This is a genomic window from Acidovorax sp. Leaf191 (genome assembly GCF_001424425.1).
Classification (GTDB): Bacteria; Pseudomonadota; Gammaproteobacteria; order Burkholderiales; family Burkholderiaceae_C; genus Acidovorax.
In genome coordinates this window covers 252,250-278,628 of sequence record NZ_LMPT01000020.1, presented here as the reverse complement: position 1 = coordinate 278,628, position 26,379 = coordinate 252,250, and the positions used below count along the sequence as shown (strand labels likewise).

Here is a 26,379-nt window from a genome sequence, read left to right as displayed (position 1 = left end):
ATCAAATCTGAATATGTGAATGCGCACCGGGGCCATGCATCCGTGCAGACCGGGCCCGCCGAAGCCCGCTGCCTCATGACCCCGCTATTTCTCCCGCAGCCTGAGCAAGGTCTGGCTCACCAACGCCCGCAGCGCCGGCGCCCGCACCGGCTTGGCCAGAAAACCCCATCCCCGTTCCGCCGCCTGCCGGCGCAGCGTGGCGTCGCGCTCGGCGGTGACCAGGATCACGGCGGGGGCCTGGCCCCAGCGTTCGCACAGCTCTGTGTACACATCGGGGCCATGGTGGGTGGCGCCCAGGTGCACGTCCAGCAGCACCAGGTGCGGTGCCTGGCCGCGTTCGGCGTGCGCCAAGGCTTCCGGGGCGCCGCCGGCCAGGGGCACCTGGCAGCCCCAGCGCTCCAGCAGGGCGCGCGTGGCGGCGCAGGTGGGGCCGTCGTCCTCGATCACCCAGGCGGTGCTGCCTTGCAGCGGGGCGTCTTCCTGCGGCTGCTGCTGCACGGTGGCCGGTGCGGCGGCGGGCAACTGGGCGGCGGCGGGGTCGCCCAGCGGCACGCAGACCCAGAACACGCTGCCGCGGCCCAGTTGCGAGCGCAACCCGATCTCGTGGCCCAGCAGGCGGCCCAGGCGCTCGACGATCGCCAGGCCCAGGCCCGCGCCGCGGTCGTCGGCGCGGCCTTCGTCCAGGCGGCGGAACTCCTCGAAGATCTCGCGCTGCAGCGCCTCGGGGATGCCCGGGCCCTGGTCGTGCACCTCGATGCGCAGGTGGGTGCCGCCGGGGTGGCCCACGCGCCGGCAGCCCACCACGATGCGCCCGTCCCGGCTGTAGCGGATGGCGTTGGAGACGAAGTTCTGCAGGATGCGCCGCAGCAGGTTTTCATCGGTGCGCACCACGGCGCGCGTGGGCACGCAACTGAGCTGCAGGCCTTGGCTCTCGGCCAGCACGCCGAAGTTGTGGGCCAGCACCTGCAGCAGCGGGCCCAGGGCCACGTCGTGGATGTGCACGTCCAGTTGCCCCGACTCCATGCGCGAGATGTCGAGCAGGCTGCTCAGGATCGCGTCCTGCGATGCGAGCGCACCGTCGATGCTGTCCACCGTGCGGCGCTCGGCGTCGTCGTGCAGGTGGCTGCGCAGCAGCGAGGTGAACATGCGCGCGGCGTTCAGCGGCTGCAGCAGGTCGTGCACCGCCGCCGCGACGAAGCGGGTCTTGTAGCGGTTGGCGCGCTCGGCCTCGCGCCGGGCGGCGTCCAGGTCGCGCGTGCGGTCGGCCACGCGCTGCTCCAGCGCATCGGCGAGGGACCGCAGCTCGCGCGCGGCGTTCTTGTAGCTGGTGATGTCGGCGTAGCTCGTCACGAAGCCGCCCTCGGGCAGCGGGTTGCCGCGGATCTCGAGCACCGTGCCGTCGCCCTTGGCGCTCTCGTGCAGATGGGGCAGGCCGCTGCGCAGGTGCGACAGGCGCCGCTCGATCGCCTCGTCGGCCGGGCCGGGGCCCAGCAGGCCGCGGCGGGCGTTGTGGCGCAGCAGGTCTTCGATGGGCTGGCCCACGCGCATCAGGTCGGCGGGGTAGCGAAACAGCTGCACGTAGCGCGAGTTCCAGGCCACCAGGTTCAGGTCGGCGTCGATGATGACCACGCCCTGGGGCAGGTGCTCCAGGCTGCGCGACAGGCCCGTGTCCGTCTGCTGCGCGGCCTCTTGCGCCGCCTGCACGATGCCGTCCTGGGCGGTGCGCAGCTCCTGGGCGTGCTGCTGCAGCACGGTCTCCAGTTCCTGGCGGCTGCGCTGGCGCAGGTGGGCCAGGCGTTGCCGCTGGCGCACGAACAGCACCAGCAGGGCCAGCGCCAGCCAGCCGCCGCCACCGGCCGCGGCGGCCCAGCGGCTGTCGGCGATGCTGCTGTGCGTCTCGTGCACCAGGTGCAGCTGCCAGGGCGTGCCGGGCAGCGGCTGGGTCTGCCACAGCACGCGGCCGGGCAGGGGCGGCAGGTCGGACGACAGCATGCGCACCAGGCGGCCGCCGTTGTCCATGTGGTCGTCCACGCGGTAATCCAGCGGGCGCAGCGGCTGGTTCGAGTACTGGCGCGTGGCGTTGAGTTCGCGGCGCTCCTCGTCGCCCAGGGGTTCGAGCAGGCGGTAGCGCCAGGCGTCCTGGCTGGCCAGGAACACCACGCCGTGCGCGTCGGAGGCCAGCACGATGTCCGGCGTCTGCAGCCACTCGCGCTCGAGCTCCTGCAGCGCGATCTTGATCGCCACCAGCCCCAGCAGCTGGCCCCCCGCGTCGCGGATGGCCTGCGACAGGAAGTAGCCGGGCTCGCCCGTCGTCACCCCGATGCCGTAGAAGCTGCCGCGCCCCCGCGCCAGGGCCTCCTGTACATACGGCCTGAAGCTGTAGTCCACGCCCACGTTGCTGGTCGCGGTGCGCCAGTTGCTGGCCGCCACGGCCAGGCCTTCGCGGTTGATCAGGGTGAGCGTGGACGACTGGCTCGCGCCGTTGGCCTGCTCAAGCTTGAGGTTGAGCTGCTCCACCTCGGCCGGGCTCAGGGTGCGGGTGAGCGCGTCCTGCAGCTGCGCGTCCAGCGCCAGCACCTCGGGCAGGGTGCGGTAGCGGTCGATGCGCTGGGCCAGCGTCTGGCCGTACAGCGCCAGCTGCCGCTGCACGTTGTCGCTCTCCTCGTACAGCGAGTGCTGCCACGCCCACTGCCCGGCCACGAACATGCTGCCCGCCATGCCGGCGAGCAGGATCAGCAGGGTCCAGAATTTGCGAAGGCGCGGCGTCGTCATGGAGCAGAAAACAGGGTGCCGGGAGGAAGGCCCGGGGCTTCGATGGTGGGGTCACCGAGTGTGCCTGAGCCCGCCGGAGACTAGGTGTTTTCCCTATGTTGGGGCGTGGGGCGCCCTCTGGCGGTGCGGCCGACTAATACCAATAGGTTATCGGCTGAATGGAGGGGCAGCGGTACAAACGGCACCCTCGACGCACCCCGCTGGTGCAGTCACCGTGATTTCAGGAGACATCCCCATGCAAGCCATCACCGCTCCCACAGCCCACCCCGTGCGGCTGCCTTTCTACCGGCAACTGTACTTCCAGGTGGTGGTCGCCATCATCCTGGGCGTGCTGCTGGGCCACTTCGAGCCGGCCTACGGCGCGGCGCTCAAGCCGCTGGGCGACGCGTTCATCAAACTGATCAAGATGATCATCGCGCCGGTGATCTTTCTGACCATCGTGACCGGCATCGCCGGCATGTCGCAGCTGTCCACCGTGGGCCGCGTGTTCGGCAAGGCCATGGCGTACTTCCTGACCTTCTCCACCCTGGCGCTGGTGGTGGGCCTGGTGGTGGCCAACGTGATGCAGCCGGGCGCCGGCATGCACATCAACCCGGCCGACCTGGACCAGAAGGAAGTCAGCACCTACGTGGCCAAGTCCCACGACATGACGCTGACCGGCTTTGCCATGGACATCATCCCCAAGACGCTGGTGAGCCCCTTCGTGGGCGACAACATCCTGCAGGTGCTGCTGGTGGCCGTGCTCTTCGGCGTGGCGCTGGCGCTGTCTGGCAATGCGGGCAAGCCGGTGCAGGCGTTTCTTGAATCGCTGACGGTGCCCGTGTTCAAGGTGGTCAACATCGTCATGCGGGCCGCCCCCATCGGCGCGTTCGGGGCCATGGCCTTCACCATCGGCAAGTTCGGCCTGGGCTCGCTGCTCAACCTGGCCGAGCTGGTCGCCACGTTCTACATCACCTCGCTGCTGTTCGTGATCGTCATCCTGGGCGCCGTGGCACGGGCCTGCGGCTTCTCGGTGTTCAAGCTGATCAAGTACCTCAAGGCCGAGCTGCTGCTGGTGCTGGGCACGTCGTCGTCCGAGTCGGCCCTACCGTCGCTGATGGAAAAGATGGAGCGCGCCGGCTGCAAGAAGTCCGTCGTCGGCCTGGTGGTGCCCACCGGTTACTCGTTCAACCTGGACGGCACCAACATCTACATGACGCTGGCCGCGCTGTTCATCGCGCAGGCCACCGACACCCACCTCACGCTGGGCCACCAGGTGGCGCTGCTGCTCGTGGCCATGCTGTCGTCCAAGGGCGCGGCGGGCGTCACGGGCGCCGGCTTCATCACCCTGGCCGCCACGCTGGCCGTGGTGCCCGAAGTGCCGGTGGCCGGCATGGCGCTGATCCTGGGTGTGGACCGTTTCATGAGCGAATGCCGCTCGCTCACGAACTTCATCGGCAATGCCGTGGCCACGGTGGTCGTCTCGCGCTGGGAAAACGCGCTGGACTATGACCGCCTGAACGCTGCGCTGGACGGCGAGCCTCAGCCCCTCCCCCTGGTGGAAGAAGTGGCGCCGGTGGTGTCGTCTGCCGTGAGGCCCGCCTGATCTGCACGGCGAACTGCCATTCAATCCCCCAAAAAAGCGGTGCGGGCCTTCGGGTCTGCACCGCTTTTTGCGTGGGGGCTACTGCGTAGCAAAGCTGGTTCAGCACGTTGTTCATGGGGTGCCGACGCAGGAGTCGAAGGCCTTCGGCGGTGGTGCCCCGCGGTGAACGGGCAGCTTCCTCAAGCACAATGGCCGCCAGCCGGTTCCCCGATGGAGCAGCGCGCCCGCAGCGCCGCACACGGAGGCCGCGATGACAAGGAAACCCCCATGACCCTCGAAGCCACCCTGGCCGCCCTGCATCTGGTGGCCATCCTGACCTTTGTGGTCTTTTTGTCGAGCCAGGCGGCCTTGTGCCGCATCGAATGGATGAACGCCGCCGTCGTCGAGCGCCTTGCGCGGCTGGATGCGATCTACGGTGCGGCCGCCATGCTGATGATCGGCAGTGGCCTGGCACGCCTTCTGTGGGGCGTCAAAGGCGCGTCCTGGTACGTGTCGCAGCCGCTGTTCCACATCAAGATCACGCTCGTGGTGGTCCTGGCCCTCCTGTCGATCTGGCCGTCGATCATGTTCCGGCGCTGGCGCCGCAACCTGCGGGCCACGGGTGCCCTGCCGGATGCGCTGGAAGTGAAGAAGGTGCGCCGCCTGGTGATGATGCAGGCGCACGGGCTGCCCGTGGTCGCGGTGATTGCGGTGTTCTGGGCGAGGGGCTGGTAGGGGCGGTTGCCCGACCGCTCGCGTTCAGACGACAAAGCCCGCCAATGGCTGTCACGGGCGGGCTTTTTTGTGGGCGGCTGGCGCGGCAGCGCCGGGCCGGTGGGGCGTGTCAGCCCTTCAGGCACTCGCTCATGAAGGCCTTGCGTTCGTCGCCCTTGAGCGTCTTGGCTTTTTCGTCGGCGTTGCAGGTCTTCATCTTGGTCTGCTGCTTTTCTTGCTTGTTGGCAGACAGGCATTCCTTCATGAACGCCTTGCGTTCGTCGCCCTTGAGCGTCTTGGCCTTTTCGTCGGCGTTGCAGGTGGCCATCTTGGACTGCTGCTTGGTCGGCGCCTTGGCGTCTTCGGCGGCGTGGGCGCTGGCGCCCAGGGTCAGGGCCAGGCCGAGTGCAGTCAGGGAAATCAGCTGTTTCATGGAAGCTCCTGGAGTGAATGCGTTGTAGGTGGGTCCCGGCGGAATTGCACCATAGAACGTGCGGGCCTACAACGCGAAACAGTGCGGCACCGACCCCTTCGGCAGCTTATGCGCCGTGCCCCTGGGTCATTGGTTGTTTTTGCGGCGCGACCGCTTGGTGAACGGCTGCGCAGCGTGTGCTGGAGCTGGCTGGTGCCGTCTGGCGCCGTATGCCAGCCGCCCGGGCAACAATGAGGTCGCCCCGCCGAAGCCAGCGCCACGGCGTCTGGACGATCACTCCCCGCACAGACTTCCTCCGTCCCGCACGCCCTCTGGCGAGAAGCAAAAAAAGCACACATGGTGCCCGTTGCCACAGGGTGCCGCGAGCCGGCATGGGACGCCCCGTAAAATCCGCCGATGCTCACTGCAAAAAATGAATTGCTCGCGGCCCTGGCCGGCGAGCTGGAAAAACTGTCGCCCGGCTCTGCGGGGCGGGCTGCATTCGAATCCCCCAAAGTGGCCGCGCATGGCGATTTCGCCTGCACCGCCGCCATGCAGCTGGCCAAGCCGCTCAAGCTCAACCCGCGCGCGCTGGGCGAGCAGCTCAAGGCGGCGCTGGAGGCCACGCCGGCCTTCGCCCGCTGGGTCGATGCCATCGAGATCGCCGGCCCGGGCTTTCTGAACATCCGGTTGAAGCCCGCCGCCAAGCAGGAAGTGGTGCGCGAGGTGCTGGCCGCCGGCGAGCGCTTTGGCTACCAAAAGGACAACGGCCAGCGCGTGCTGGTCGAGTTCGTCTCGGCCAACCCCACCGGGCCCCTGCACGTGGGCCACGGCCGCCAGGCTGCCCTGGGCGACGCGATCTGCAACCTGTTCAGCACCCAGGGCTGGAACGTGCACCGCGAGTTCTACTACAACGACGCGGGCGTGCAGATCCACACGCTGACCACCAGCACCCAGTTGCGCGCCAAGGGCTTCAAGCCCGGTGACGACTGCTGGCCCACCGACCCGGACAACCCGGCCAGCAAGGCGTTCTACAACGGCGAGTACATCCAGGAGATCGCCAACGACTTCCTGGCCAAGAAGACCGTCAAGGCCGACGACCGCGAGTTCACCGCCAGCGGCGATGTGGATGATGTGGAATCCATCCGCCAGTTCGCCGTGGCCTACCTGCGCAACGAGCAGGACAAGGACCTGCAGGCCTTCAACCTGAAGTTCGACGAGTACTACCTCGAGTCGAGCCTGTACACCAGCGGCCGCGTGGACGCCACGGTGAACAAGCTCGTCGCCAACGGCAAGACCTACGAGCAGGACGGTGCGCTGTGGCTCAAAAGCACGGACTACGGCGATGACAAGGACCGGGTCATGCGCAAGAAGGACGGCACGTACACCTACTTCGTGCCCGACGTGGCCTACCACATCGCCAAGTGGGAGCGCGGCTTCACCAAGGTCGTCAACATCCAGGGCACGGACCACCACGGCACCATCGCCCGCGTGCGTGCCGGCCTGCAGGCGGCCGATGTGGGCATTCCGCAGGGCTACCCCGACTACGTGCTGCACACCATGGTGCGCGTGGTCAAGGGCGGCGAAGAGGTCAAGATCAGCAAGCGCGCGGGCAGCTACGTCACGCTGCGCGACCTGATCGAGTGGACCAGCAAGGACGCGGTCCGCTTCTTCCTCTTGAGCCGCAAGCCCGACACCGAGTACACCTTCGACGTGGACCTGGCCGTCGCGCAGAACAACGACAACCCGGTGTACTACGTGCAGTACGCCCACGCGCGCATCCAGTCGGTGCTGCGGGCCTGGCAAGAGGCCGGCGGTGGTGACGTGGCGTCGCTGCACGGCGTCGACCTGTCGGCGCTGCAGGGCCCGCAGGCCCAGGCGCTGATGCTGCAGCTGGCCAAGTACCCCGAGATGCTCACGGCCGCCGCCGACGGCGAGGCGCCGCACGACGTCACCTTCTACCTGCGCGACCTGGCCGCCAGCTACCACAGCTACTACGATGCCGAACGCATCCTGGTCGACGACGAGGCCGTGAAGAAGGCCCGCCTGGCGCTGGTCGCGGCCACCGCACAGGTATTGCACAATGGCCTGGCCGTGCTGGGCGTATCGGCTCCAGCCAGAATGTAAGCAGTCACTATGAAGAAACAACAGACGGGCGGGACGATCATCGGCTTCATCGTGGGGGTCATCGTGGGCCTGGGCGCCGCACTGGCGGTGGCCGTGTTCGTGACCAAGGTGCCCGTGCCCTTCCTGAACAAAAGCAATGGCCGCGGTGTCGACCTGGACGCGGCCGAGTCGCAAAAGAACAAGAACTGGGACCCGAACTCGCCGCTGTACGGCAAGAACCCGGCCCGCCCCCCGGTGGCTGCGGCTTCTGCCCCCGCGTCGGCACCCGCCGCCGCGGCGCCGGCGCCGGATGTGCGGGCTGCGGCCTCCGCACCCAAGCCGGCCGCCAGCAAGCCCGAGGCCGCCAAGGCCGAGAGCAAGCCCGGCGCCGACCCGCTGGGCGACCTGGCCGTGGCCAAGGCTGCTGCGAAGGGCAATGTGGACCCGTTCGACTACTTCGTGCAGGCCGGTGCCTTCCGCACCCAGGCCGACGCCGACGCCCAGCGTGCCAAGCTGGCCATGCTGGGCTGGGAAGCCCGCGTGAGCGAACGCGAGCAGAACGGCCGGCCGGTCTTCCGGGTGCGCGTGGGTCCGTTTGCCAAGCGCGACGACGCCGAGCAGCTCAAGGAAAAGCTGGACGGCACGGGCGTGGAGTCGGCCCTGGTGCGCGTGCAGCGCTGAACGGCGGGCCTGCGGACTGCGCGGGCTGAACTTTTTCCGGGGGCGCGGCTCCCATCCCCCAGACCTGAACTAGGAGAGTCTTTGTCATGAAACGCCGTGAGTTTTCTTTGTCCACTGCCTCGGCAGTCGCCGCCACCGCCCTGACGCTGCCCGTCGCCACGCCCGCGCTGGCCCAGGCCCGCCAGTTCAAGGAGGGCAAGGACTACAAGCGGCTGGACAAGCCCGTGACGCCCGACGCGCCCGCCGGCAAGGTCGATGTGATCGAGTTCTTCTGGTACAGCTGCCCCCACTGCAACGCGTTCGAACCCACGCTCGATGCCTGGGTCAAGGCCGCGCCCAAGGATTTGTCCATCCGCCGCGTGCCCGTGGCGTTCAACGCCAGCTTCGTGCCGCAGCAAAAGCTGTTCTACGCGCTGGAAGGCATGGGCAAGCTCGAAGCCCTGCACGCCAAGGTGTTCCGCGCCATCCATGTGGAGAAAGCCAAGCTCGCCAAGGACGACGAAATCCTGGCCTGGGTGACCCAGCAGGGCGTGGATGCCGCCAAGTTCAAGGAAATCTACAGCTCCTTCACCGTGTCGAACCAGGTGCGCCGCGCATCGCAGCTGCAGGACGCCTACGGCGTCGAAGGCGTGCCCTCGATGGGCGTGGCCGGCAAGTACTACACCGACGGCACCATGGCCGGCAACATGCAGAACGTGCTGCAAGTGGTGGAGTTCCTCACCAAGCAGAAGTAAGCCCGAGCCGCCTGGCCCGGTATGCCCCACGAAAAAGCCCGCGGATGCGGGCTTTTTTCATTGCGGTCCCGCGCCGAGGAAGCGACTCCTTGGGGCCAGAGACCCCACGCGCGTGGAAGCGTGCGGGTCTTTTTCCATGGCGCATGCCTTGGGGTGGCTACAATGAACTGCAAGATTCGTGCCCTATGAAACACAGCATCCTCCCAACCCTCCTGCTCACGGCCCTGGCCTGCATTCATGGCGTTGCCCATGCTGAAAAGGCTGACCGCGCCAAACCCATGAACATCGAGGCCGACGCCCTGCGGCACGATGAGCTCAAGCAAACCAGCGTGTTCACCGGCCGCGTGGTCATGACCAAGGGGTCCATCATCCTGCGCGGTGCGCGGCTGGATGTGCGCCAGGACGCCGAGGGCTACCAGTACGGGGTGGTGACGGCCGAGGCGGGCAAGCGCGCGTTCTTTCGCCAAAAGCGCGACACCGTGCCCGGTGCGCCCGACGAGTTCATCGAGGGCGAGAGCGAAGTCATCGAGTACGACGGCAAGGCCGACAACGTTCGCTTCATCACCCGCGCCGAGCTGCGCCGCTACCGCGGTGCGGTGCTGAGCGACGAGATCACCGGCGCCGTCATCGTCTACAACAACCTGACCGACGTGTTCACCGTGGACGGCCAGCGCAAGCCGTCCACCAGCACCGCAGGCGACACCCCGGCCCCTGGCAGCCGCGTGCGCGCAGTGCTGGCGCCCAAGGACCCGCCACCGGGCGCCGCAGCACCTGCCGCGCCGTCGTCGGCCCCGGCGCTGCGCCCCAGCAACACCCTCGGCGGCGGCGCCAAGTGAGCGCGCAGCCTGTCTCGTCCGGCGCACCCTCTGCTGCAGACCCACAGGTCGGCAGCCGGCTGGAGGTGCAGCACCTGGCCAAGTCGTACGGCAGCCGCAAGGTCGTCAAGGATGTGTCGCTCACCGTGCAAAAGGGCGAAGTCGTCGGGCTGCTCGGCCCCAACGGAGCGGGCAAGACCACCTCGTTCTACATGATCGTGGGCCTGGTGCGCAGCGATGCGGGCGACATCCGCATCGACGGCCAGTCGGTCGCCCACATGCCCATCCACCGTCGGTCGCGCCTGGGTTTGTCGTACCTGCCGCAGGAGGCGTCCATCTTCCGCAAGCTGTCGGTCGAGGAAAACGTGCGCGCCGTGCTGGAGCTGCAGCGCGGCGACAACGGCCAGCCGCTCCCGCGCGAGGCCATCGAAGAGCGCCTCACCGCCCTGCTGCAGGAGCTGCGGGTGGACCACCTGCGGGCCTCGCCCGCCATGGCCCTGTCCGGGGGCGAGCGCCGCCGGGTGGAGATCGCCCGCGCGCTGGCCACGCAGCCACGCTTCATCCTGCTGGACGAACCCTTCGCCGGCATCGACCCCATCGCGGTGATCGAGATCCAGCGCATCATCGGATTCCTCAAGGCGCGCGGCATCGGCGTGCTCATCACCGACCACAACGTGCGCGAGACGCTGGGCATTTGCGACCACGCGTTCATCATCAGCGACGGCCAGGTGCTGGCGCAGGGAACCCCTTCCGAGATCGTCGACAACGCCGAAGTGCGCCGGGTGTACCTGGGCGAACACTTCCGCATGTAGCAGACCGATGGACTGTACGTTCGACCCCCGCCTCTCCTTTGTGCCGCCCCGCGGGGCGGCGTGCGCCGCGCGCCCTGCAGGCCGCAAGGCGGCTGCCCGATGAAGCCCGGCCTGTCACTGCGCGTATCGCAGCACCTGGCACTCACGCCGCAGCTGCAGCAGTCCATCCGGCTGCTGCAGTTGTCCACGCTGGAGCTGGGCCAGGAGGTCGAGCAGATGCTCGACGAGAACCCGTTTCTCGAGCGCAATGCCGAGGAGGCACCGCGCGAAGAGTTCGGCCTGGAGGCGGCCGACGTTCCTGCCCAGCCCGACGAGTACAGCGCGGACGACACGCTGTATTCCAACGCCCCCGGCGCCAGCACCGCCAGCACGTCCAGCGATACCGCGGCCGACGGCCCGCTGGGTGACTCCGAGCCGGGCAGCAGCGCCAGCGACGAGCCCGACTGGAGCGGCGACGGCACCGTCGAGGTCGCACCGAACGACACCGAATGGGGCGGCGATGCGCCTGCCCGCAACCGCAACGATGCCGAAGGCGACGAGGCCGACGCCACCGAGCTGGCCCGCACGCACGAATCGCTCACCGCCTTTTTGCACCGCCAGGCGCTGTCGCTGCGCCTGTCCGAGGTGGACCGCGCGGCGCTGCGGTTTTTGATCGAGTCGCTCAACGACGACGGCTACCTCGAAGACCCGCTCGAAGAGCTGGCCATCAGCCTGGCCGGCCCCGACGACATGGAGCAGATCGAGGAGCTGGTGCACCGCTTCACGGTGGCGCAGCGCCTGTTGCAAAGCCTGGAGCCCGTGGGCGTGGGCGCGCGCGGGCTGGGCGAGTGCCTGACCCTGCAGCTCAAGGCGCTGGCCGCGGACGAAGACAGCGAGATCGACCCCGACACCGTGCAGACCGCGCTGCGCGTGTGCCAGCAGCCGCTGGAGATGCTGGCGCGCCGCGACATCCGCCGCCTGACGCAGCTGTGCGGCGACGGCGAGGAGCGCACCCGCGCCGCCATGGCCCTGATCGCCCGGCTGGAGCCGCGCCCGGGCCGCAAGTTCGTGGACGTGGAGCGCAACATCATCGTGCCCGACGTCATCGTGCGCAAAGCGGGCCGCGCCAACGGGCGCGACGGGCAGCATAATTTCATCGTCGCGCTCAACCCCGACGTGATGCCGCGCCTGCGCGTGCACGACATCTACGCCGGCGCACTGCGCGGCCACAAGGGCGGCGAAGGCCACCAGGGCATGCAGCAGCGCCTGCAGGAGGCGCGCTGGTTCATCAAGAACATCCAGCAGCGCTTCGACACCATCCTGCGCGTCTCGCGCGCCATCGTGGAGCGGCAAAAGAACTTCTTCACGCATGGCGAGCTGGCCATGCGCCCGCTGGTGCTGCGCGACATTGCCGACGAGCTGGGCCTGCACGAGTCCACCATCAGCCGCGTGACCACCGCCAAGTACATGGCCACGCCCATCGGCACCTACGAGCTCAAGTACTTCTTCGGCTCGGGCCTGGGCACCGAGACGGGCGGCAATGCGTCGAGCACCGCCGTGCGCGCGCTGATCAAGCAGTTCGTCGCGGCCGAGAGCCCCACCAAGCCGCTGTCGGACAGCCAGATCGCCGAGATGCTCAAGGAGCAGGGCATCGAGTGCGCACGCCGCACGGTGGCCAAGTACCGCGAAGCGCTCAAGATCGCGCCGGCCAATCTGCGCAAGGCGCTGTAGCTCTGCCAGCGCTGCAGGGCCTGCGCCGGAAGATCGCCGCCCACCCACCGGCCCGCCAACTGCGGTGCGGTGGGGTGCGAGGCCAGGCTACTTGCGCTGGGGCGCGAAAACGGCGTCGTAGGACTGTGCGCTGAAGCCTGACAACCGCTGGCCGTTGGTGAGCAATACCGGCACACCCCGCCCGCCAATCTGTGCAAAGGCCGCCTTGCCCACCGGCGTATCGACGTCCAGCTCGCGGTAGGCAATGCCCTTTTGCGCCAGGTACGCCTTGGCGGCCTTGCAGTAGCCGCACCAGGTGGCCATGTAGAGCACGACGTCGCCACGGGGTGCTGCGGCGGGGGGCTCGGTCTTGGGGCTGCGGTCCGCCGCGCGGGGCTCTGCACCCGGCACCACGCTGACCGGCAGGTTGTCCAGCTTCATCGCCTTGTCCACACCCACGCCCGTGGGGGGCTTGTCGCTGTAGACGACCCGGCCGTCCGGGCCCACCGTTTTGTAGAGCGTCTGGGCGCCCGCCATCGGTGCCAGCACCAGCGCGGCCATTGCCAGCGTGGCGGCTACGGCCTGGCGGAAAAGGCCGGGGGAGGGGCTCCGGTAAAATCTCATGCCTGCGAGCATAAGAGACACCGGGCGTGCTGTCAGCAAGAAGCTGCCCGGATGTGCCGCACCGCCCCATGGCACCACCCGCCGTGGGCCGCAGGGCCTGTCGCTGCAGAAAATCCCCGGCACCCAGCGGCCCTGCGCAGTACCGCATGCACGCCGCCACCGCGGGTGCCCGCCCGTTGTCCTTGTTCCACGCTTCCACCTCCGCTCCACCCCCACCGCCCAGCCATGGCCCGCATCGTCTTCGACCTTCCCGCGCAGTTCGGTTTTTCCACCGAGATGCAGATCTACATCAGCCATGTGAACCAGGGCGGGCACCTGGACAACGCGCAGCTGCTGAGCCTGGTGTCCGAGGCGCGCGTGCGTTTCTTCCAGTCGCTGGGCTACCCGGAGGCCGACGTGGGCGGGCTGTCCATCGTGGTGGGCGACATCGTGGCGCAGTACAAGTCCGAGGGCTTTCATGGCGAGACCATGTGCGTGGAGATGGCGCCGGTGGATTTCAACCGCTATGGCTTCGACCTCGTGTTCCGCATGACCGAGAAGATCTCTGGGCGCGAGGTGGCCCGCGGCAAGATCGGTATCGTCTTCATCGGCCGCAGCGACCGGAAGGTCGCCACCATTCCTGAATCGATCCGCCAACTGCTGCTGCAGCGCGCGCCCGCCGCACCCGCCGCACCCGCCGCACCCGCCGCACCAGATGCACCAGATGCACCAGATGCACCCGGCGCCCCCATGGCCTGAAGGCTTATCCTCTGCGCTGATATGAACCAACTCCAACTCTTTCTTCCTTGCGCCGCGGGCGTCGAGGGCTATCTGGCCGACGAGGTGCATGCCATCACCGGTCTCACGGGGCAGGACCTGCTGGTCGGCCGGGGCGGTGTGCTGCTGCGCGCCTCCTGGCGCGAGGCGCTGCTGCTGAACCTGCACAGCCGGCTGGCCCAGCGCGTGCTGGTGCAGCTGGCCCACCGCCCCTACCGGTCCGAGAATGACCTGTACGCCGCCGCGAGCGACGTGGCCTGGGAGATCTGGTTCACCACGCGCCAGACCTTCAAGGTCGAGGTCACGGCCCAGCACAGCCCGCTGCAGAGCCTGAACTTCGCGGGCCTGAAGGTCAAGGACGCCGTGGCCGATCGCTTCCGCGCCAAGAGCGGCGTGCGGCCCGACGTGAACACCCAGTGGCCCGACGTGCGCATCCACCTGCACCTGACCACCGACGAGGCCACGATCTACATCGACACCTCTGGCGAGCCGCTGTTCAAGCGCGGCTGGCGCGAGGACAAGGGCGATGCCCCGCTCAAGGAGACGCTGGCCGCCGCCATGATCGCCGCCAGCGGCTGGGACCCCCTGGGCGACAACCCCGTGCCGCTGTACGACCCCTGCTGCGGCAGCGGCACCATCGCCATCGAGGCCGCGCAGATCGCCTGCCGCATCCCGGCCGGCATGGTGCGGCGCTTTGCGTTCGAAAAACTGCTGCCGTTCCAGGGCCATGTGTGGTCTGCTATCAAATCAGAAGCTGAAAGCGCAATCCAGGCGAGCGCTGTGCCGATATTTGGCAGTGATGTCGCCTTCCGGATGGTCGACTTCGCGGTGCGCAACGCCGAGCGAGCCGGGGTGGCCGACGCGGTGCAGCTGCGCGGCGGCGACGCCCTGCAGCGCATGCCGCCCAGCGAACAGCCAGGCGTGATGCTGCTGAACCCGCCCTACGGCGAGCGGATTGCCGCCGCCGGTGCCGCGGGCCGCAACGCGGGCGAGCGCGCAGCCGACCGGGCCCAGGGCATGGCCGTGGGCCGGGAAGAGGCGCACACCGAGGACGGCGGCGAGTTCTTCAGCCAGCTGGCCACGCACTGGAAGAAGAACTACAGCGGCTGGACGGCCTGGATGCTCACGCCCGACCTCAAGCTGCCCGGCAAGATGCGCCTGAAGGAGTCGCGCCGCGTGCCCATGTGGAACGGCCCCATCGAGTGCCGCATGTTCCGCTTCGACATGATCAAGGGCGCGGTGCGCGAGCGCCCCGCCAAGGCCGCCGACACCGGGCCCCGCGATGCGGGTTGAGCTGCACCTGCCCGCCGAGGCAGCGCCGCAAGAGCCCGCACGCCCCGTGGTGGTGGACACCAACGTCGCGCTCGACCTGCTGATCTTCTCGGACCCCGCCACCGTGCCGCTGCGGGCGCTGCTGGCAAAGCGGCGCCTGGACTGGATCGCCACGCAGGTCATGCGCGATGAGCTCGAGCGTGTGCTGGCCTATCCGCACATCGTCTCGCGCATGGACTACTACCAGGTGGATGCCGCGCAGGTGCTGGCCGCCTTCGACGCGCAGGCGCGGCTGGTGGACATCGCCGCGCCCGTGCAGTACGTGTGCAAGGACACGGACGACCAGAAGTTCATCGACCTGGCCGCCGCGCACCGCGCCATCCTGCTGAGCAAGGACAAGGCCGTGATCTGCATGCGAAAGCGCCTGCTGACCCTGGGTGCGCATGTGGCGACCGCCCTGGTGCTGACGCAGCCCGAGGTGGCTACCGCCTGATACCCCCTTAATCTCCAGAAATCCAAAGAACCGTTCCCGCGGAGCGCTTGGACGGGCTCAGGACAGCCATGCCACATGGCCGCGCAGGGCTTCGACGGGCTCCGCCCGAGCGGTTTGGAACGATGGAACGCCCCCGTTTGAAGGGTGAAGGCGGCGCTGCGGCTTCCTTGGCTTACGCCGCGAACCGGAAGTCGCCGGCCGCGTGCAGCTGCCAGGCGCCGTCGCCCTTGAGCTCCAGCACATGGGTGTGGTGCTTGAGCACCGCAGGCCGGTGGGCGATGCTGACCAGCGTGGTGCCGCTCTCGCGCAGGCGTTCGTACAGCGCCGCTTCGTTGGCGCTGTCCAGCGCGCTCGTGGCCTCGTCCAGGATCACGATGCGCGGCTGCTTGGCCAGCACGCGGGCAAACGCCAGGCGCTGCTGCTCGCCGGTGGACAGCAGCTTCTCCCAGTCGTGCGAGGCGTCCAGCCCACCCACGCGCTCTGCCAGCGATTCGAGGTGCACCGCCTGCAGCAGCTCCAGCAGCTGCGCGTCGCTCAGCGCGGTCTTGCGCGCGGGGTAGATGATCTGGCTGCGCAGCGTGTCGAGCTGCATGTAGGGGCGCTGCGGCAGGAAGAACATGTCGTCCAGCGACGGGCTTTGCACCGTGCCGCTGCCAGAGCGCCACAGCCCGGCCACGGCGCGCAGCAGCGAGCTCTTGCCGCAGCCGCTCGGGCCGGTGATCAGCAGGGCGTCGCCCGGGTTCAGCGCCACGCACAGGTCCTGCACCAGCAGCCTGCCAAACTGGGGCGTGTGCAGCGTGAGGCCTTCGATGGACAGCGCATCGCCGCTGCGCAGCTCGATCTGCGACGTGACGTCTTCCGCGGGCACCTGCTGCGCTTCGGCGGGCGGGACGGCGGGGGGCGCAATGGGCTTTTCTGCCCATGGCGTGGGCGCGGCGGGCGTTTTCAGTGCCACCTGCGACAGCACGTGCAGGCGGTCGATGCCGGCCACGAAACGGCTCAGGCTCTCGAAGTTGTCCACGATCAGCGACACCGCGGCCAGCACGGCCGCAAACGCGCCGGCCGCCTGGATGGCGCGGCCCACCTCCATCTCGCCCGACAGCACGCCGTTGGCCAGGATGATGGCCGGCAGCACCAGCGTGAGCTGGCTGAACGCGCGCTGGTACAGGTTGAGCGAGCGCTGCTTCTTGATGAGGCGGCTGAAGTTGTTGAATGCGGCCTCGAACCGGCGGTTGAGCTGGGCGCGCTCCTGCGGCTCGCCGCGGTAGAACGCGATGGACTCGGCGTTCTCGCGCAGGCGCATGAGGCCGAAGCGGAAGTCCGCCTCGCGCCGGATCTGCCAGAAGTTGAGCCGGATGAGCGGCGCACCGAAGAAGTACAGCGCGCCGAACGTGCCCAGCAGCGCATACGCGGCCAGAAACGCCACCAGCGTGTGCGAGATGGACCACAGCACCGCGCTGAACGCCACCAGTTGCATCAGCGACCCGAGAAAGATCAGCAGAAAGTGCGTGGAGCGCCCGGTGAAGGTGTTGATGTCTTCGCTGATGCGCTGGTCGGGGTTGTCGATCTCGTTGCCGGTGCCGATCTCGTAGTACTTGCGCTCGCCCAGGTAGCCGTCGAGAAACCGGTGGGTGAGCCAGCGGCGCCAGTGGTTGGAGAACGCATCGCGCATGAAGTAGTAGAACGCGTACACCGGCACGGCGAATGCCAGCACCAGCAGGCTGCCGCGCACCGCGGCCCAGAACCGGTCGGCCTGCTTGGCGGCCAGGGCCGATGTCAGCTCGCCGCTCTTGTCGATCAGCATCACGGCCAGCTGGGTCTCCAGCACCATGAGCCCGATCAGCAGTGCGAGCAGGCCCCAGGCGGTGCGCTTCTTGTCGCCCGTCCAGTAGGGGCGGGCCACGCTCATGAACTGCTTCCAGGCCGACCAGGACAGCGTGGGTGGGCGACGGCGGCGGGGCTTTTTCTTGGCAGGCGGGGGCTTGGCTGAAGAGACGGCGGTCGGGTCAGGCAGGGCAGCGGCGGAAGCAGGATGTGGCATGAGGCAGGGAAGCTGAGGGTCGTGGTGCAAAACACCTGCCTGCACGATAGGTCCCGGGCCCCCGTGGTCCTGTCAGCCAATGCCTACCGGACATTACGGCGGGTTGCGCGACCTGCCGATGGCCGCGCAACCCGCATGGTTGGGGGCTTTGCGCCGATTCCCCTCAAAGCGCCGCGGCATGCCCAGGGGAGGGCCTTGCCACCGTGCCGCCTACGGCACCAGCAGGTCGTACGCGGCCCGCACGCGCTGCAGGTCGCGGCCCAGGCGGCGGCTGGTGGGCAGGTGGCGCATCCAGCGCATGCGGCCGATGCTGGTGGCCAGCACGGCCTGCATATCCGGGGTGCCCTGCGCCACCCACGCCGCCCAGCGGGCGCGGGCCTCGTGCAGCGTGCCGCTGGCGGGCAGGTAGATCGCCGTGGAGTGGGCGTAGCACAGCGCGTCGCGGGCATGGCACACGGCCAGCGGCAGCACGGCGGCGGGGTCGTCCTCGAAATCGATGCAGGCCACCTCGCCGTCCGGGCAGCGCACCAGGTTGCGCGCGAACGCCTGGCTCAGGCAGGTGCCCTGGCGGTGCACGTGGGCCAGGGTGTTGAGGCCCTGCTGCCACAGCGCCAGCACCGCGGTGGCGTCGCCTGCGCGCACCGCGCCGTCGATCTCGTTGCCCAGCGAATGCGTTTCCTCGCCCACGCGGCCCAGGTGGCGCATGGCGAATCCATCGGTCTGTGCAGCCAGTACCGCCGGCACGCGGATGCCGCGCGCGGCCAGGTCGGTCAGGCGCCGTACCTCGGTCGCAATCGCGGCGGGCCCGCCGGGGTTGGGCACGGGGCGCAGCACCGGCAGGCGCAGCAGGCCCGCCAGCAGGGCCATGGCGCGGTAGCGGCCCTGGCCGTGGGGCGCGCCCGCGCGCTTGATCCAGATCTGCTCGCCGCTCAGCACATGGCCCATCACGTTGTGGGGCTGCGCTGCCAACTGCTGCCGCAGAAAGGCGCTGTAGTCGGTGGAGTGGGGCACAGCCGTGCCCGCCAGTTGCTCGCCCGTCATGCCGCCACGTCGGCGGCGGCCACCGCCTGCGTCACGGCCACTGCTGCCTGTGCGACCTCCACATGGTGCGGCACCGACGGCTCCAGCTCCGGCTCGCGCGCTGCGAAGCTGTGGGCATTGGCCAGCGGCCAGTACAGGCGGAACACGTTGTGCTGCGCCTCCAGCGGGCCGAGCAGCGCGCCGGGCTGCACGCGCGTGATGAGGTTGGACAGCAGGCGCACCTCGGTGTCGCTGATGCGCCGCACGATGTGGTGCGCGGTGATGTCCTTGGGGTGGGTGAGGCCGGCCGCCTGCACCAGCTCCTGCAGCGCATGCAGCGTGCTGCGGTGGAACTGTGCCACGCGCGTGGCCTTGTCGGGCACCACCAGCGCCTGCTGGCGCAGCGGGTCCTGCGTGGTCACGCCCGTGGGACAGTGGCCGGTGTGGCAGGTCTGCGCCTGGATGCAGCCCAGCGCCATCATGAAGCCGCGCCCCGCGTTGCACCAGTCGGCGCCCAGCGCCATCATGCGCGCGATGTCGAAGGCGCTGATCACCTTGCCCGCGCAGCCGATCTGCACGCGGTCGCGCAGGTTCACGCCCACCAAGGTGTTGTGCACCAGCAGCAGGCCCTCCTGCAGCGGCGCGCCCACGTGGTCGCTGAACTCCACCGGTGCCGCGCCCGTGCCGCCCTCGGCTCCATCGACCACGATGAAGTCCGGCGTGATGCCGGTCACCAGCATGGCCTTGACGATGGCGAACCACTCCCACGGGTGGCCCAGGCAGAACTTGAAGCCCGTGGGCTTGCCACCCGACAGCGTGCGCAGCCTGGCGATGAACTGCATCATCTCCACCGGAGTGCGAAACGCGCTGTGGCTGGCCGGAGAGATGCAGGCCTCGCCCTCCATCACGCCGCGCGCCGCTGCGATCTCGGCCGTGACCTTGGCGCCGGGCAGCACGCCGCCGTGGCCCGGCTTGGCGCCCTGGCTGAGCTTGAGCTCGATCATCTTGACCTGTGGGTCGCTGGCATTGGCCGTGAAGCGTTCTTCGCTGAAGGTGCCGTCGCCATTGCGGCAGCCGAAGTAGCCCGAGCCGATCTCCCAGATCAAATCGCCGCCATGCACCCGGTGGTGCTGGCTGATGCTGCCCTCGCCCGTGTCGTGCGCAAAGCCGCCTTTGCGGGCGCCCTGGTTCAGCGCCAGGACGGCATTGGCCGACAGCGCGCCGAAGCTCATGGCCGAGATGTTGAAGATGCTCGCGTGGTAGGGCTGGGTGCAGGGCGACACGGACTGCGAGGGCTTGTCCGGGCTGCCGCCGATCCACACGCGGAAGTCGTGCGACGGCAGCTCGGTGGGCGCGAGCGAGTGGTTCACCCATTCGTAGCCCTGCGCCCCCACGTCCAGGTGCGTGCCGAAGGGCCGGTTGTCCGGGTCGCCCTTGGCGCGCTGGTACACCAGCGAGCGCTGCGCGCGCGAGAACGGCGCGGCTTCGCTGTCGCTCTCGATGAAATACTGGCGCACCTCCGGCCGGATGTACTCCAGCATGAAGCGCAGGTGCCCGATGACCGGGTAGTTGCGCAGGATGGCGTGGCGCGTCTGCTGCAGGTCGTACACGCCCAGCGCCACCAGCGCGGCGCACACCAGCACCACCGGCAGCGCCACGCCAAATGCCACGAAGGCGAACAGCGACAGCAGCAGCGCAAAAATGCTGAGCACAAACGCGGTGTAGCGCACCGGGTACAGGGAGTTGAGCTGGTGGATCATGGGGTGTCCTGGTTCTGCGGAAAGCGGCAGCGGGCTACACTGGCCGCCTTTTTGCACCGTGGCGCACGGCGCCGCCAGCCTGCGGGCGCCTGCCCTGGAGTGCCCGACGCGCTTGCCGCACGCGCATCATAGAAGTAAAAAATTGCGTCCAGAGCTTTCGGCGCCGCCTTGGCTGCCCATGGGCCCACCGCACCCTGCACCCTGAACACCGACCCGCACCGACGAACGGAGCCCCCCCCATGACCCAGCCTGCCACCCCCTCCACCCCAGCCACGGCCGACACCGCCGGCACGGATCTGTCCACGCTGCCCGCCGGCTTCCCCGCAGGCCTCGGCCCGGACGAGCTCGAAGAGATCGACAACATCCTCGACGACCTGCGTTCGCGCGGCGAGGAAATCCCCCAGTGGGAGTTCTGCGACGGCTTCCTGACCGCCGTGATCTGCAGCCGCCGCCCCATCGCCCCGGCCGAATACCTGCCCATGCTGCTGGGCGACGGTGCCGAGCTCGACATCGCCGACGGCGAGCCTCTGCCGCTGCTGTCCGCCTTTGCCGACGCTGCGCAGCAGGCGCGCTTTCTGGAGCTGTGGCAGCGCCGCTGGACCGAGGTGGAAGCACAGCTCGACGCCAAGGTCGAGACGCTGGACGACGAGCGCACCTTCCAGCCCGAAGCCATGGACATGCGCGGCGCCGTCGCCAGCCTGACCGACGAGCAGCGCGCCGAGATGGACAACGACCAGGAAGTGCCGTCCTTCGGCCAGGTGTGGGCGCTGGGCTTCATGTTCGCCGTGGAGAACTGGCCCGAGGACTGGGCCGCCCCGCGCGACAAGGAAGCCGCCCGCTGGCTGGACGATGCGCTGAGCAGCATCGTGGCCCTGACCGAAGACGACACCGGCAAGCCCGAGGTCTGCATGTACAGCGAAGACGGCCCGCCCAGCACCAGCCAGGCGCGCGTGGAAGCCTTCGGCGAAGCCATCTGGGCCGTGTACGACCTGCGCCAGATCTGGAAGAGCATGGGCCCGCGCGTGGAGACCCTGCGCAAGGCCCCCGAGCCCGGCCGCAACGACCCCTGCTTTTGCGGCAGCGGCAAGAAGTACAAGAAGTGCCACGGGGCGTGATGGCGCGTGATGGGGCTTGGCGGAGCGTGATCAGCCCTGCCAAACCCTTGTCGTGCCGGATAGACCTGTTGCTATTTATTTGATAGCTGCTGCCGCTTGCCACAAGAGCGGTAGCAGCCATTTTTGTTTGAAATCCATGTCGCGCGCCCCTTCAGGGCGCGCTGTGTTTTGCGCTGTATGACACCCGCTTACCTCACCCGCCTGCGCGCCGAATGGGCGCCCAGCATTCCGCGCGAGCTGCTGGCAGGCGCTGTCGCCACGTTTGCGCTCATCCCCGAGGTCATCGCGTTCTCGTTCGTGGCGGGCGTCGATCCGTCGGTGGGGCTGTTCGCCTCGTTCGTCATCAGTCTGGTCATCGCCTTCGTGGGCGGCCGGCCGGCCATGGTGTCGGCCGCGGCGGGCTCGGTGGCGCTGGTGGCGGCGCCGCTGGTGCAGTCGCACGGGCTCGGCTATTTGCTGGCGGCGGGCTTGCTGGCGGGGCTGGTGCAGTTGGTGTTCGGCCTGCTCAAGCTCGGCGTGCTGATGCGGTTCGTCTCCAGCTCGGTGCGCACCGGCTTCGTCAACGCGTTGGCGGTGCTGATCTTTGCCGCGCAGCTGCCGCACCTGCAGGGCCAGGGCGTGGCCACCTGGGCCATGCTGGCACTGGGGCTGGCCATCATCTACGGCCTGCCGTGGCTGGGCGTCGTGCTGCGGCTGCCTGCGCTCAGCGCCGTGCCGTCGCCGCTGATCTGCGTGGTGGCGCTGACCCTGCTGGCGCAAAGCCTGGGCGTGCATCTGCCCACGGTGGCGGACCTGGGCAAGCTGCCGGACTCGCTGCCCGTGTTCGGCTGGCCCGGCGTGCCGCTGTCGCTCGATACGCTGCGCATCATCCTGCTGCCGGCCCTGGCGATTGCCATGGTGGGCCTGCTCGAATCGGTGCTCACCGCCGCCGTGGTCGATGAGATGACCGACACCCCGAGCGACAAGAACCGCGAGTGCGCGGGCCTGGGTGTGGCCAACATCGCGGCCAGCCTGTTCGGCGGCATCGCGGGCTGCGGAATGATCGGCCAGGCCGTGGGCAACGTGAAATACGGCGGGCGCGGCCGGCTGTCCACGTTGTTCGCGGGCGTGTTCCTGCTCATCCTCATGGTGGCGCTGAAAGACTGGGTCTCCCGGGTGCCGGTGATCGCGCTCGTGGCCATCATGGTGATGGTGTCGGCCTCCACCTTCGACTGGAGGTCGCTCACTGCGCTGGTGCGCCACCCGCGCCTGTCCAGTGCGGTGATGCTGGCCACGGTCGTGGTCACCATCGCCACGCACAACCTGGCGGCGGGCGTGGCCGTGGGCGTGCTGCTCAGCGGCGTGTTCTTTGCGTTCAAGGTGTCGCGCATGCTGGCGGTGCAGGTGCACGACGACGATGCCACCGGCGTGCGCACCTGGCGGGTGACGGGCCAGGTGTTCTTTGCCTCGGCCGACGCGTTCATCGAGGCGTTCGACGTGCTGGGCGCCGAGGGCCGCGCGGTGGTCATCGACGTCACGCACGCCCACTTCTGGGACATCACCGCCGTGGCCGCGCTCGACAAGGTGGCAGAGCGCCTGCGCCACCACGGCTGCACGGTGCAGGTGCTGGGGCTGAATGAAGCCAGCGGCGTGCTGATCGACCGCATGGCAGCCGACAAGGGCTGATGGGGTTGCACAGGCGCTGATCGGGCTGCACCCCGGGGCTGCACCGCGGGCCGGCGAGCCTGGCAGGCGCCGAGGTGGTCAGTGCATCGTGATCACTGCCCCTGGCGCGGTCACGCTGGCAACCACCCCAGCAGCCGCTGCAGCGCATAGCGCAGAGTGGCCGCCCGCACGGTGCCGCGGTCGCCTGCAAAGTGCTGCATCTCGCTGTGCGTCTCGCCGCCCACGCACCAGGCGAACCACACGGTGCCCACCGGCTTGTCGTCGCTGCCGCCCGTGGGGCCGGCCACGCCGGTGACCGCCAGGCTGACCTGGGCCTGCGAGTGGGTGAGCGCGCCGTCGGCCATGGCGCGCGCCACGGCTTCGCTCACTGCGCCGTGCTGCTCGATGAGCGCGGCGGGCACGCCCAGCATGTCGGTCTTGGCGGCGTTGGAGTAGGTGACGAAGCCGCGCTCGAACCATTGGCTGGAGCCCGCCAGGTCCGTGCAGGCCGCGGCGATCATGCCGCCGGTGCAGCTCTCGGCCGTGGCCAGCATGTGGCGGTGCTGCAGCAGGCGCAGCGAAATCTGCGTCAAATTGGCATCCAGCGCTGTACTGTCAAGCGCTATCAGCTCACTTTTTGATAGTGACGTCATGGTCATCGGAGTCTCCGCAGCGCCTGTCGGCAAGTCCACTAGGCTGCCACAAACTGGCGGTGCGGTACAGGTGCAGGGCCGGCGGGCCCCGCGCAGCGGCCTACCAGAAGCGCCACAGCGCAATGACCAGCAGCGTGCAAAACGCCGCCACGAAGTCGTCGAACAAAATGCCCCAGCCGCCGCGCCAGCCAAAGCCTTTGAACAGGCCGTCGGCCCAGCCCACGGGCCCGGGCTTGGCCGCGTCAAAGAAGCGGAACAGCGCAAACGCCGTGAGCTGGCCCCAGAACCCCATGGGCATGGCCAGCCACAGCACCAGCCAGAAGGCAACGATCTCGTCCCACACGATGCTGCCGGGGTCGGCCACGCGCAGGTGGCGCGCGGCGGTGGTGCAGGCCCACCAGCCCACCAGCGTGCCGCCGGCGATGAGCAGGCCCATGCGCCAGGGCGTCATCCACTGCTGCAGCACCAGGTAGGCGAGCCACGCCCACAGCGTGCCCACGGTGCCCGGCGCCTTGCGCGAGAGGCCCGCGCCAAAGCCGAGCGCGATGAAGTGGGCCGGGTGGGCGAGCAGGAAGCGCACGGTGGGGCGCAGGGCGTCTGGGGCGGAGGGCATGTCGGCAGCAAAAAAGAAAGGGCAGGCCCGTCGTGGTGCCTGCCCTTGGATTGTCACCCAGCGGCGCCGGTGCGCCCCGGCGGCTGGTTGGATGCCGTGGCCGCCGTATCCGCAGCGGCTGCCGCGTTACTGCCGTTCTTGAAGCTGGACGTCCTTGGGGTAGCGGATGGTGTGCTCGGCGCTGAACTGCGCCGTGGCGCCTGCCGCCAGGCTCTGCTGCCAGGCCACGGTGCCGGGCGTGCGGTCCCACGCCAGGTCGGCGGGCTGGGGCTGGTAGCGCGACTCGACCTCGATCTTCTCGTTGCGCGAGACCGGCGCCGCATGCAGCACCTGCAGCGTGATGGCGGTCTTGTGGCGGTTGTCCACGCTGTAGGCGCGGCGCGTCTTGCGCTCGGTGCGCGAGCCGGTGAAACCCGTGCTGCCGGTCAGGTCCTGCACCGCCTCGGCGCGCACGGTGACCAGTTCATCGCGGCCGAACGACAGGCTGGTGCTGCCCGCAGGCGCGCCCGCGCTGGCCGCCGCGAAGTCGATGCGCCCGGTGCCCACGAAGGCGCCGTCGCGGTACAGCCCCACCGTGCCCGCCGGCCACACGCCCGCAGGCTGCGCCATCTGTGCGACGAGGTAGGCGGCTTCTTCCACCGCGGGTGCCGTGCGCGTGATCAGCGTGGCGGGCGCCGTCTGGCTGCCCAATGCCAGCGTCACGCGCTGGCCGCTGGACGGCACGGTGATGCGCTGCGGCACGGCGAACTCGGTGGCAAAGCCCTTGTCGATGGAGCTCACGTCGAAGCTGGGCATGGCGTCTTCGGCCATGCGCGCGCGAGCCAGGGGGGCAGGAGCCGCTGGTGGCGCGGGCGCAGCCATCGCCATGACGGGCGCCACAGCACCCACGGGCTGCGGCGGTGGTGCCACATCCAGCGTCCAGGCGCGCGGCAGGCGGCCCTGCGTGGCGCGGCCGGGCTGGCCGGTGGACAGCGTGAGCTGCACGCCCGTCCAGTCCTCGCCGCTGTTTTGCGCCACCAGCGCCTGGCGCTCCAGCAGCACGGTGGACTTGGCGCCATCCAGCGTGGCGCGGTAGGTGGGCTGCCAGCCCGGTCCACGCACCTGGTAGGACAGGCGCAGCTCGGCGTCGCGCTCGGCCGCCAGGTTGATGCTCACGGAGACCACGCGTGCGCGCTGGCTGGCCACGCGGTCGCGCTCGGCCACCAGGGGCTTCAAGGCGAGTTCGAGCGCCTCTTGCTTGCGCTTGAGCTGGTGCGTGCGTGCAAACGCGTCCTGCCCGGACTTGCGCAGCACCTCGGCCGTGGCCGTGATCTGGGCGGGCGTGGGGCTGGCGATGCGGGTGTTGGTGGCGGTCGCCGTGGTGGCCGCTGCCGTGGCGTCGTCGCCCGTGACCGCACCACCCGCGCCGGCCACGCCGCGCAGGTAGCCGTCCACCAACTGCAGCGCCGAGGCCTCGGCCTTCACCCCGGCGATCTGGTCCTCCAGCTCGCGGATGCGGCCGTCCAGCGGGCTCGCGCAGGCGGCGGCCACATCGCGGTCTTCGGTCAGCACGTTGAACTCGCCCACGCGCACGGCGGGGTCGGCGCTGATCTGCAGGCTCTGCGCGTCGATGGATGCGGGCAGGCAGCCAATGGTCAGGCTGCGCGCGCCGGCTGGCACGCGGGCCACGCGCTCCACGGTGGCGCTGCCGGGGTACACGGTGACGCGGGCGATGCGTGATGTGTCGCCGGCCGCGGGGCGTGGCGCGTCCTGCGCCATGGCGACGAAGGGCAGCGCGCCCACCCCGCTGACGATGCAGGCCATCCACCACGCGCGGTGGACGACAAAAGCGCGTGGGCGCAACGCGGTGGGGCTGGGCATCGCAGGCTCCTCGAAGGGGTGTGGATCGGGTGCCGGATGCTAGCAGGCCCGGGGCGGCAGGCAGCGGTGGATTCAGGGGGTTGGCGCCGTCGCTGCAGCCACTTCTTGTAACGATTTTCGGGGAGTGCCCTAGGGGCATGTTCGCCCGCTCCGTTTAAAACGCCAGGGGGCCGCCTGCCGCCTGCCAGCGCACGCCGCGCAGGGCTCGGCCTGGCCGCCATCGCCGCAC

The 26,379-nt window shown here is 69.2% G+C and carries 22 protein-coding genes; 13 read left to right on the top strand and 9 right to left on the bottom strand.

All coding sequences use genetic code 11. The annotated features are described in order from the left end of the window. Positions 1 to 84 precede the first annotated feature (84 nt). The gene (locus tag ASG27_RS21435; RefSeq protein WP_056420550.1) at positions 85 to 2,772 is read right to left on the bottom strand and encodes a hybrid sensor histidine kinase/response regulator; all 2,688 of its coding nucleotides are present in this window, start codon (positions 2,770 to 2,772) and stop codon (positions 85 to 87) included. A gap of 235 nt (positions 2,773 to 3,007) precedes the next feature. Between ASG27_RS21435 and ASG27_RS21430 the strand changes: the two genes are divergently transcribed. After that, entirely contained in the window at positions 3,008 to 4,357 is a 1,350-nt protein-coding gene (locus ASG27_RS21430; protein WP_056420548.1) for a dicarboxylate/amino acid:cation symporter, read from the top strand. Positions 4,358 to 4,624: 267 nt separating this feature from the next. Beyond that, on the top strand, positions 4,625 to 5,071 hold the full coding sequence (locus tag ASG27_RS21425; RefSeq protein WP_056420657.1) for a DUF2214 family protein: 447 nt from the start codon (positions 4,625 to 4,627) through the stop codon (positions 5,069 to 5,071). A 109-nt stretch (positions 5,072 to 5,180) separates the two neighbouring features. On the opposite strand, the gene ASG27_RS21420 is transcribed toward ASG27_RS21425, so the two are convergent. Then, a complete protein-coding gene (locus tag ASG27_RS21420) occupies positions 5,181 to 5,483 on the bottom strand; it encodes a PsiF family protein (RefSeq protein ID WP_056420545.1) in 303 nt (100 codons plus the stop codon). A 396-nt stretch (positions 5,484 to 5,879) separates the two neighbouring features. Between ASG27_RS21420 and argS the strand changes: the two genes are divergently transcribed. The 6 genes from argS (at position 5,880) to ASG27_RS21390 (ending at position 12,320) form a co-directional block, all read left to right on the top strand. Then, positions 5,880 to 7,589, top strand: a complete 1,710-nt coding sequence (argS, locus tag ASG27_RS21415; RefSeq protein ID WP_056420542.1) for an arginine--tRNA ligase — start codon at positions 5,880 to 5,882, stop codon at positions 7,587 to 7,589. A 9-nt stretch (positions 7,590 to 7,598) separates the two neighbouring features. After that, on the top strand, positions 7,599 to 8,249 hold the full coding sequence (locus ASG27_RS21410) for an SPOR domain-containing protein (RefSeq protein WP_056420539.1): 651 nt from the start codon (positions 7,599 to 7,601) through the stop codon (positions 8,247 to 8,249). An 86-nt stretch (positions 8,250 to 8,335) separates the two neighbouring features. Then, complete coding sequence (locus ASG27_RS21405) at positions 8,336 to 8,983, top strand: thiol:disulfide interchange protein DsbA/DsbL (RefSeq protein WP_056420537.1); 648 nt, start codon at positions 8,336 to 8,338, stop codon at positions 8,981 to 8,983. 185 nt (positions 8,984 to 9,168) lie between these two features. After that, a complete protein-coding gene (lptA, locus tag ASG27_RS21400) occupies positions 9,169 to 9,819 on the top strand; it encodes a lipopolysaccharide transport periplasmic protein LptA (RefSeq protein ID WP_056172330.1) in 651 nt (216 codons plus the stop codon). Further along, complete coding sequence (gene lptB, locus ASG27_RS21395; RefSeq protein WP_056420534.1) at positions 9,816 to 10,610, top strand: LPS export ABC transporter ATP-binding protein; 795 nt, start codon at positions 9,816 to 9,818, stop codon at positions 10,608 to 10,610. Before lptA ends, lptB begins: the two co-directional genes overlap by 4 nt. Positions 10,611 to 10,709: 99 nt before the next feature. Further along, complete coding sequence (locus ASG27_RS21390; RefSeq protein ID WP_056420533.1) at positions 10,710 to 12,320, top strand: RNA polymerase factor sigma-54; 1,611 nt, start codon at positions 10,710 to 10,712, stop codon at positions 12,318 to 12,320. An 87-nt stretch (positions 12,321 to 12,407) separates the two neighbouring features. Here ASG27_RS21390 and ASG27_RS27185 read toward each other — a convergent pair whose 3' ends face one another. Then, positions 12,408 to 12,923 carry a glutaredoxin domain-containing protein gene (locus ASG27_RS27185; RefSeq protein WP_162240453.1) on the bottom strand — a complete coding sequence of 172 codons (516 nt, stop codon included), beginning with the start codon at positions 12,921 to 12,923 and terminating at the stop codon, positions 12,408 to 12,410. Positions 12,924 to 13,148: 225 nt separating this feature from the next. On the opposite strand from ASG27_RS27185, the gene ASG27_RS21380 reads away from it, so the two are divergent. From ASG27_RS21380 to ASG27_RS21370, 3 genes are read left to right on the top strand one after another with little or no spacing between them, the layout of a single operon-like run. Beyond that, complete coding sequence (locus ASG27_RS21380; protein ID WP_056420527.1) at positions 13,149 to 13,661, top strand: acyl-CoA thioesterase; 513 nt, start codon at positions 13,149 to 13,151, stop codon at positions 13,659 to 13,661. A gap of 21 nt (positions 13,662 to 13,682) precedes the next feature. Next, positions 13,683 to 14,972: a THUMP domain-containing class I SAM-dependent RNA methyltransferase gene (locus ASG27_RS21375; RefSeq protein WP_056420525.1), complete on the top strand. Its 1,290-nt coding sequence runs from the start codon at positions 13,683 to 13,685 to the stop codon at positions 14,970 to 14,972. Further along, on the top strand, positions 14,962 to 15,444 hold the full coding sequence (locus ASG27_RS21370; RefSeq protein WP_056420521.1) for a putative toxin-antitoxin system toxin component, PIN family: 483 nt from the start codon (positions 14,962 to 14,964) through the stop codon (positions 15,442 to 15,444). The genes ASG27_RS21375 and ASG27_RS21370 overlap by 11 nt, the downstream gene beginning before the upstream one ends. 172 nt (positions 15,445 to 15,616) lie before the next feature. Here ASG27_RS21370 and ASG27_RS21365 read toward each other — a convergent pair whose 3' ends face one another. The 3 genes from ASG27_RS21365 to ASG27_RS21355 form a co-directional block, all read right to left on the bottom strand. Continuing rightward, positions 15,617 to 17,353: an ABC transporter ATP-binding protein/permease gene (locus ASG27_RS21365; protein ID WP_056420518.1), complete on the bottom strand. Its 1,737-nt coding sequence runs from the start codon at positions 17,351 to 17,353 to the stop codon at positions 15,617 to 15,619. A 342-nt stretch (positions 17,354 to 17,695) separates the two neighbouring features. Continuing rightward, positions 17,696 to 18,526 (bottom strand): hypothetical protein, encoded by an 831-nt coding sequence (locus ASG27_RS21360; RefSeq protein WP_056420515.1) that lies wholly within the window; start codon positions 18,524 to 18,526, stop codon positions 17,696 to 17,698. Continuing rightward, on the bottom strand, positions 18,523 to 20,265 hold the full coding sequence (locus ASG27_RS21355) for an FMN-binding glutamate synthase family protein (protein WP_056420512.1): 1,743 nt from the start codon (positions 20,263 to 20,265) through the stop codon (positions 18,523 to 18,525). Before ASG27_RS21355 ends, ASG27_RS21360 begins: the two co-directional genes overlap by 4 nt. Before the next feature lie 239 nt (positions 20,266 to 20,504). On the opposite strand from ASG27_RS21355, the gene ASG27_RS21350 reads away from it, so the two are divergent. Next, positions 20,505 to 21,380, top strand: a complete 876-nt coding sequence (locus tag ASG27_RS21350) for a UPF0149 family protein (RefSeq protein WP_056420509.1) — start codon at positions 20,505 to 20,507, stop codon at positions 21,378 to 21,380. A gap of 177 nt (positions 21,381 to 21,557) precedes the next feature. Further along, the gene (locus ASG27_RS21345; RefSeq protein WP_056420506.1) at positions 21,558 to 23,045 is read left to right on the top strand and encodes a SulP family inorganic anion transporter; all 1,488 of its coding nucleotides are present in this window, start codon (positions 21,558 to 21,560) and stop codon (positions 23,043 to 23,045) included. 110 nt (positions 23,046 to 23,155) lie between these two features. Here ASG27_RS21345 and ASG27_RS21340 read toward each other — a convergent pair whose 3' ends face one another. The 3 genes from ASG27_RS21340 to ASG27_RS21330 all read right to left on the bottom strand — a co-directional run bounded on the left by ASG27_RS21340 (position 23,156) and on the right by ASG27_RS21330 (position 26,048). Beyond that, on the bottom strand, positions 23,156 to 23,677 hold the full coding sequence (locus ASG27_RS21340) for a CinA family protein (protein ID WP_396505017.1): 522 nt from the start codon (positions 23,675 to 23,677) through the stop codon (positions 23,156 to 23,158). A 100-nt stretch (positions 23,678 to 23,777) separates the two neighbouring features. Then, positions 23,778 to 24,290 carry a phosphatidylglycerophosphatase A family protein gene (locus ASG27_RS21335; protein WP_056420500.1) on the bottom strand — a complete coding sequence of 171 codons (513 nt, stop codon included), beginning with the start codon at positions 24,288 to 24,290 and terminating at the stop codon, positions 23,778 to 23,780. Positions 24,291 to 24,416: 126 nt separating this feature from the next. Next, positions 24,417 to 26,048: a DUF4139 domain-containing protein gene (locus ASG27_RS21330; RefSeq protein WP_442854099.1), complete on the bottom strand. Its 1,632-nt coding sequence runs from the start codon at positions 26,046 to 26,048 to the stop codon at positions 24,417 to 24,419. Positions 26,049 to 26,379 lie beyond the last annotated feature (331 nt).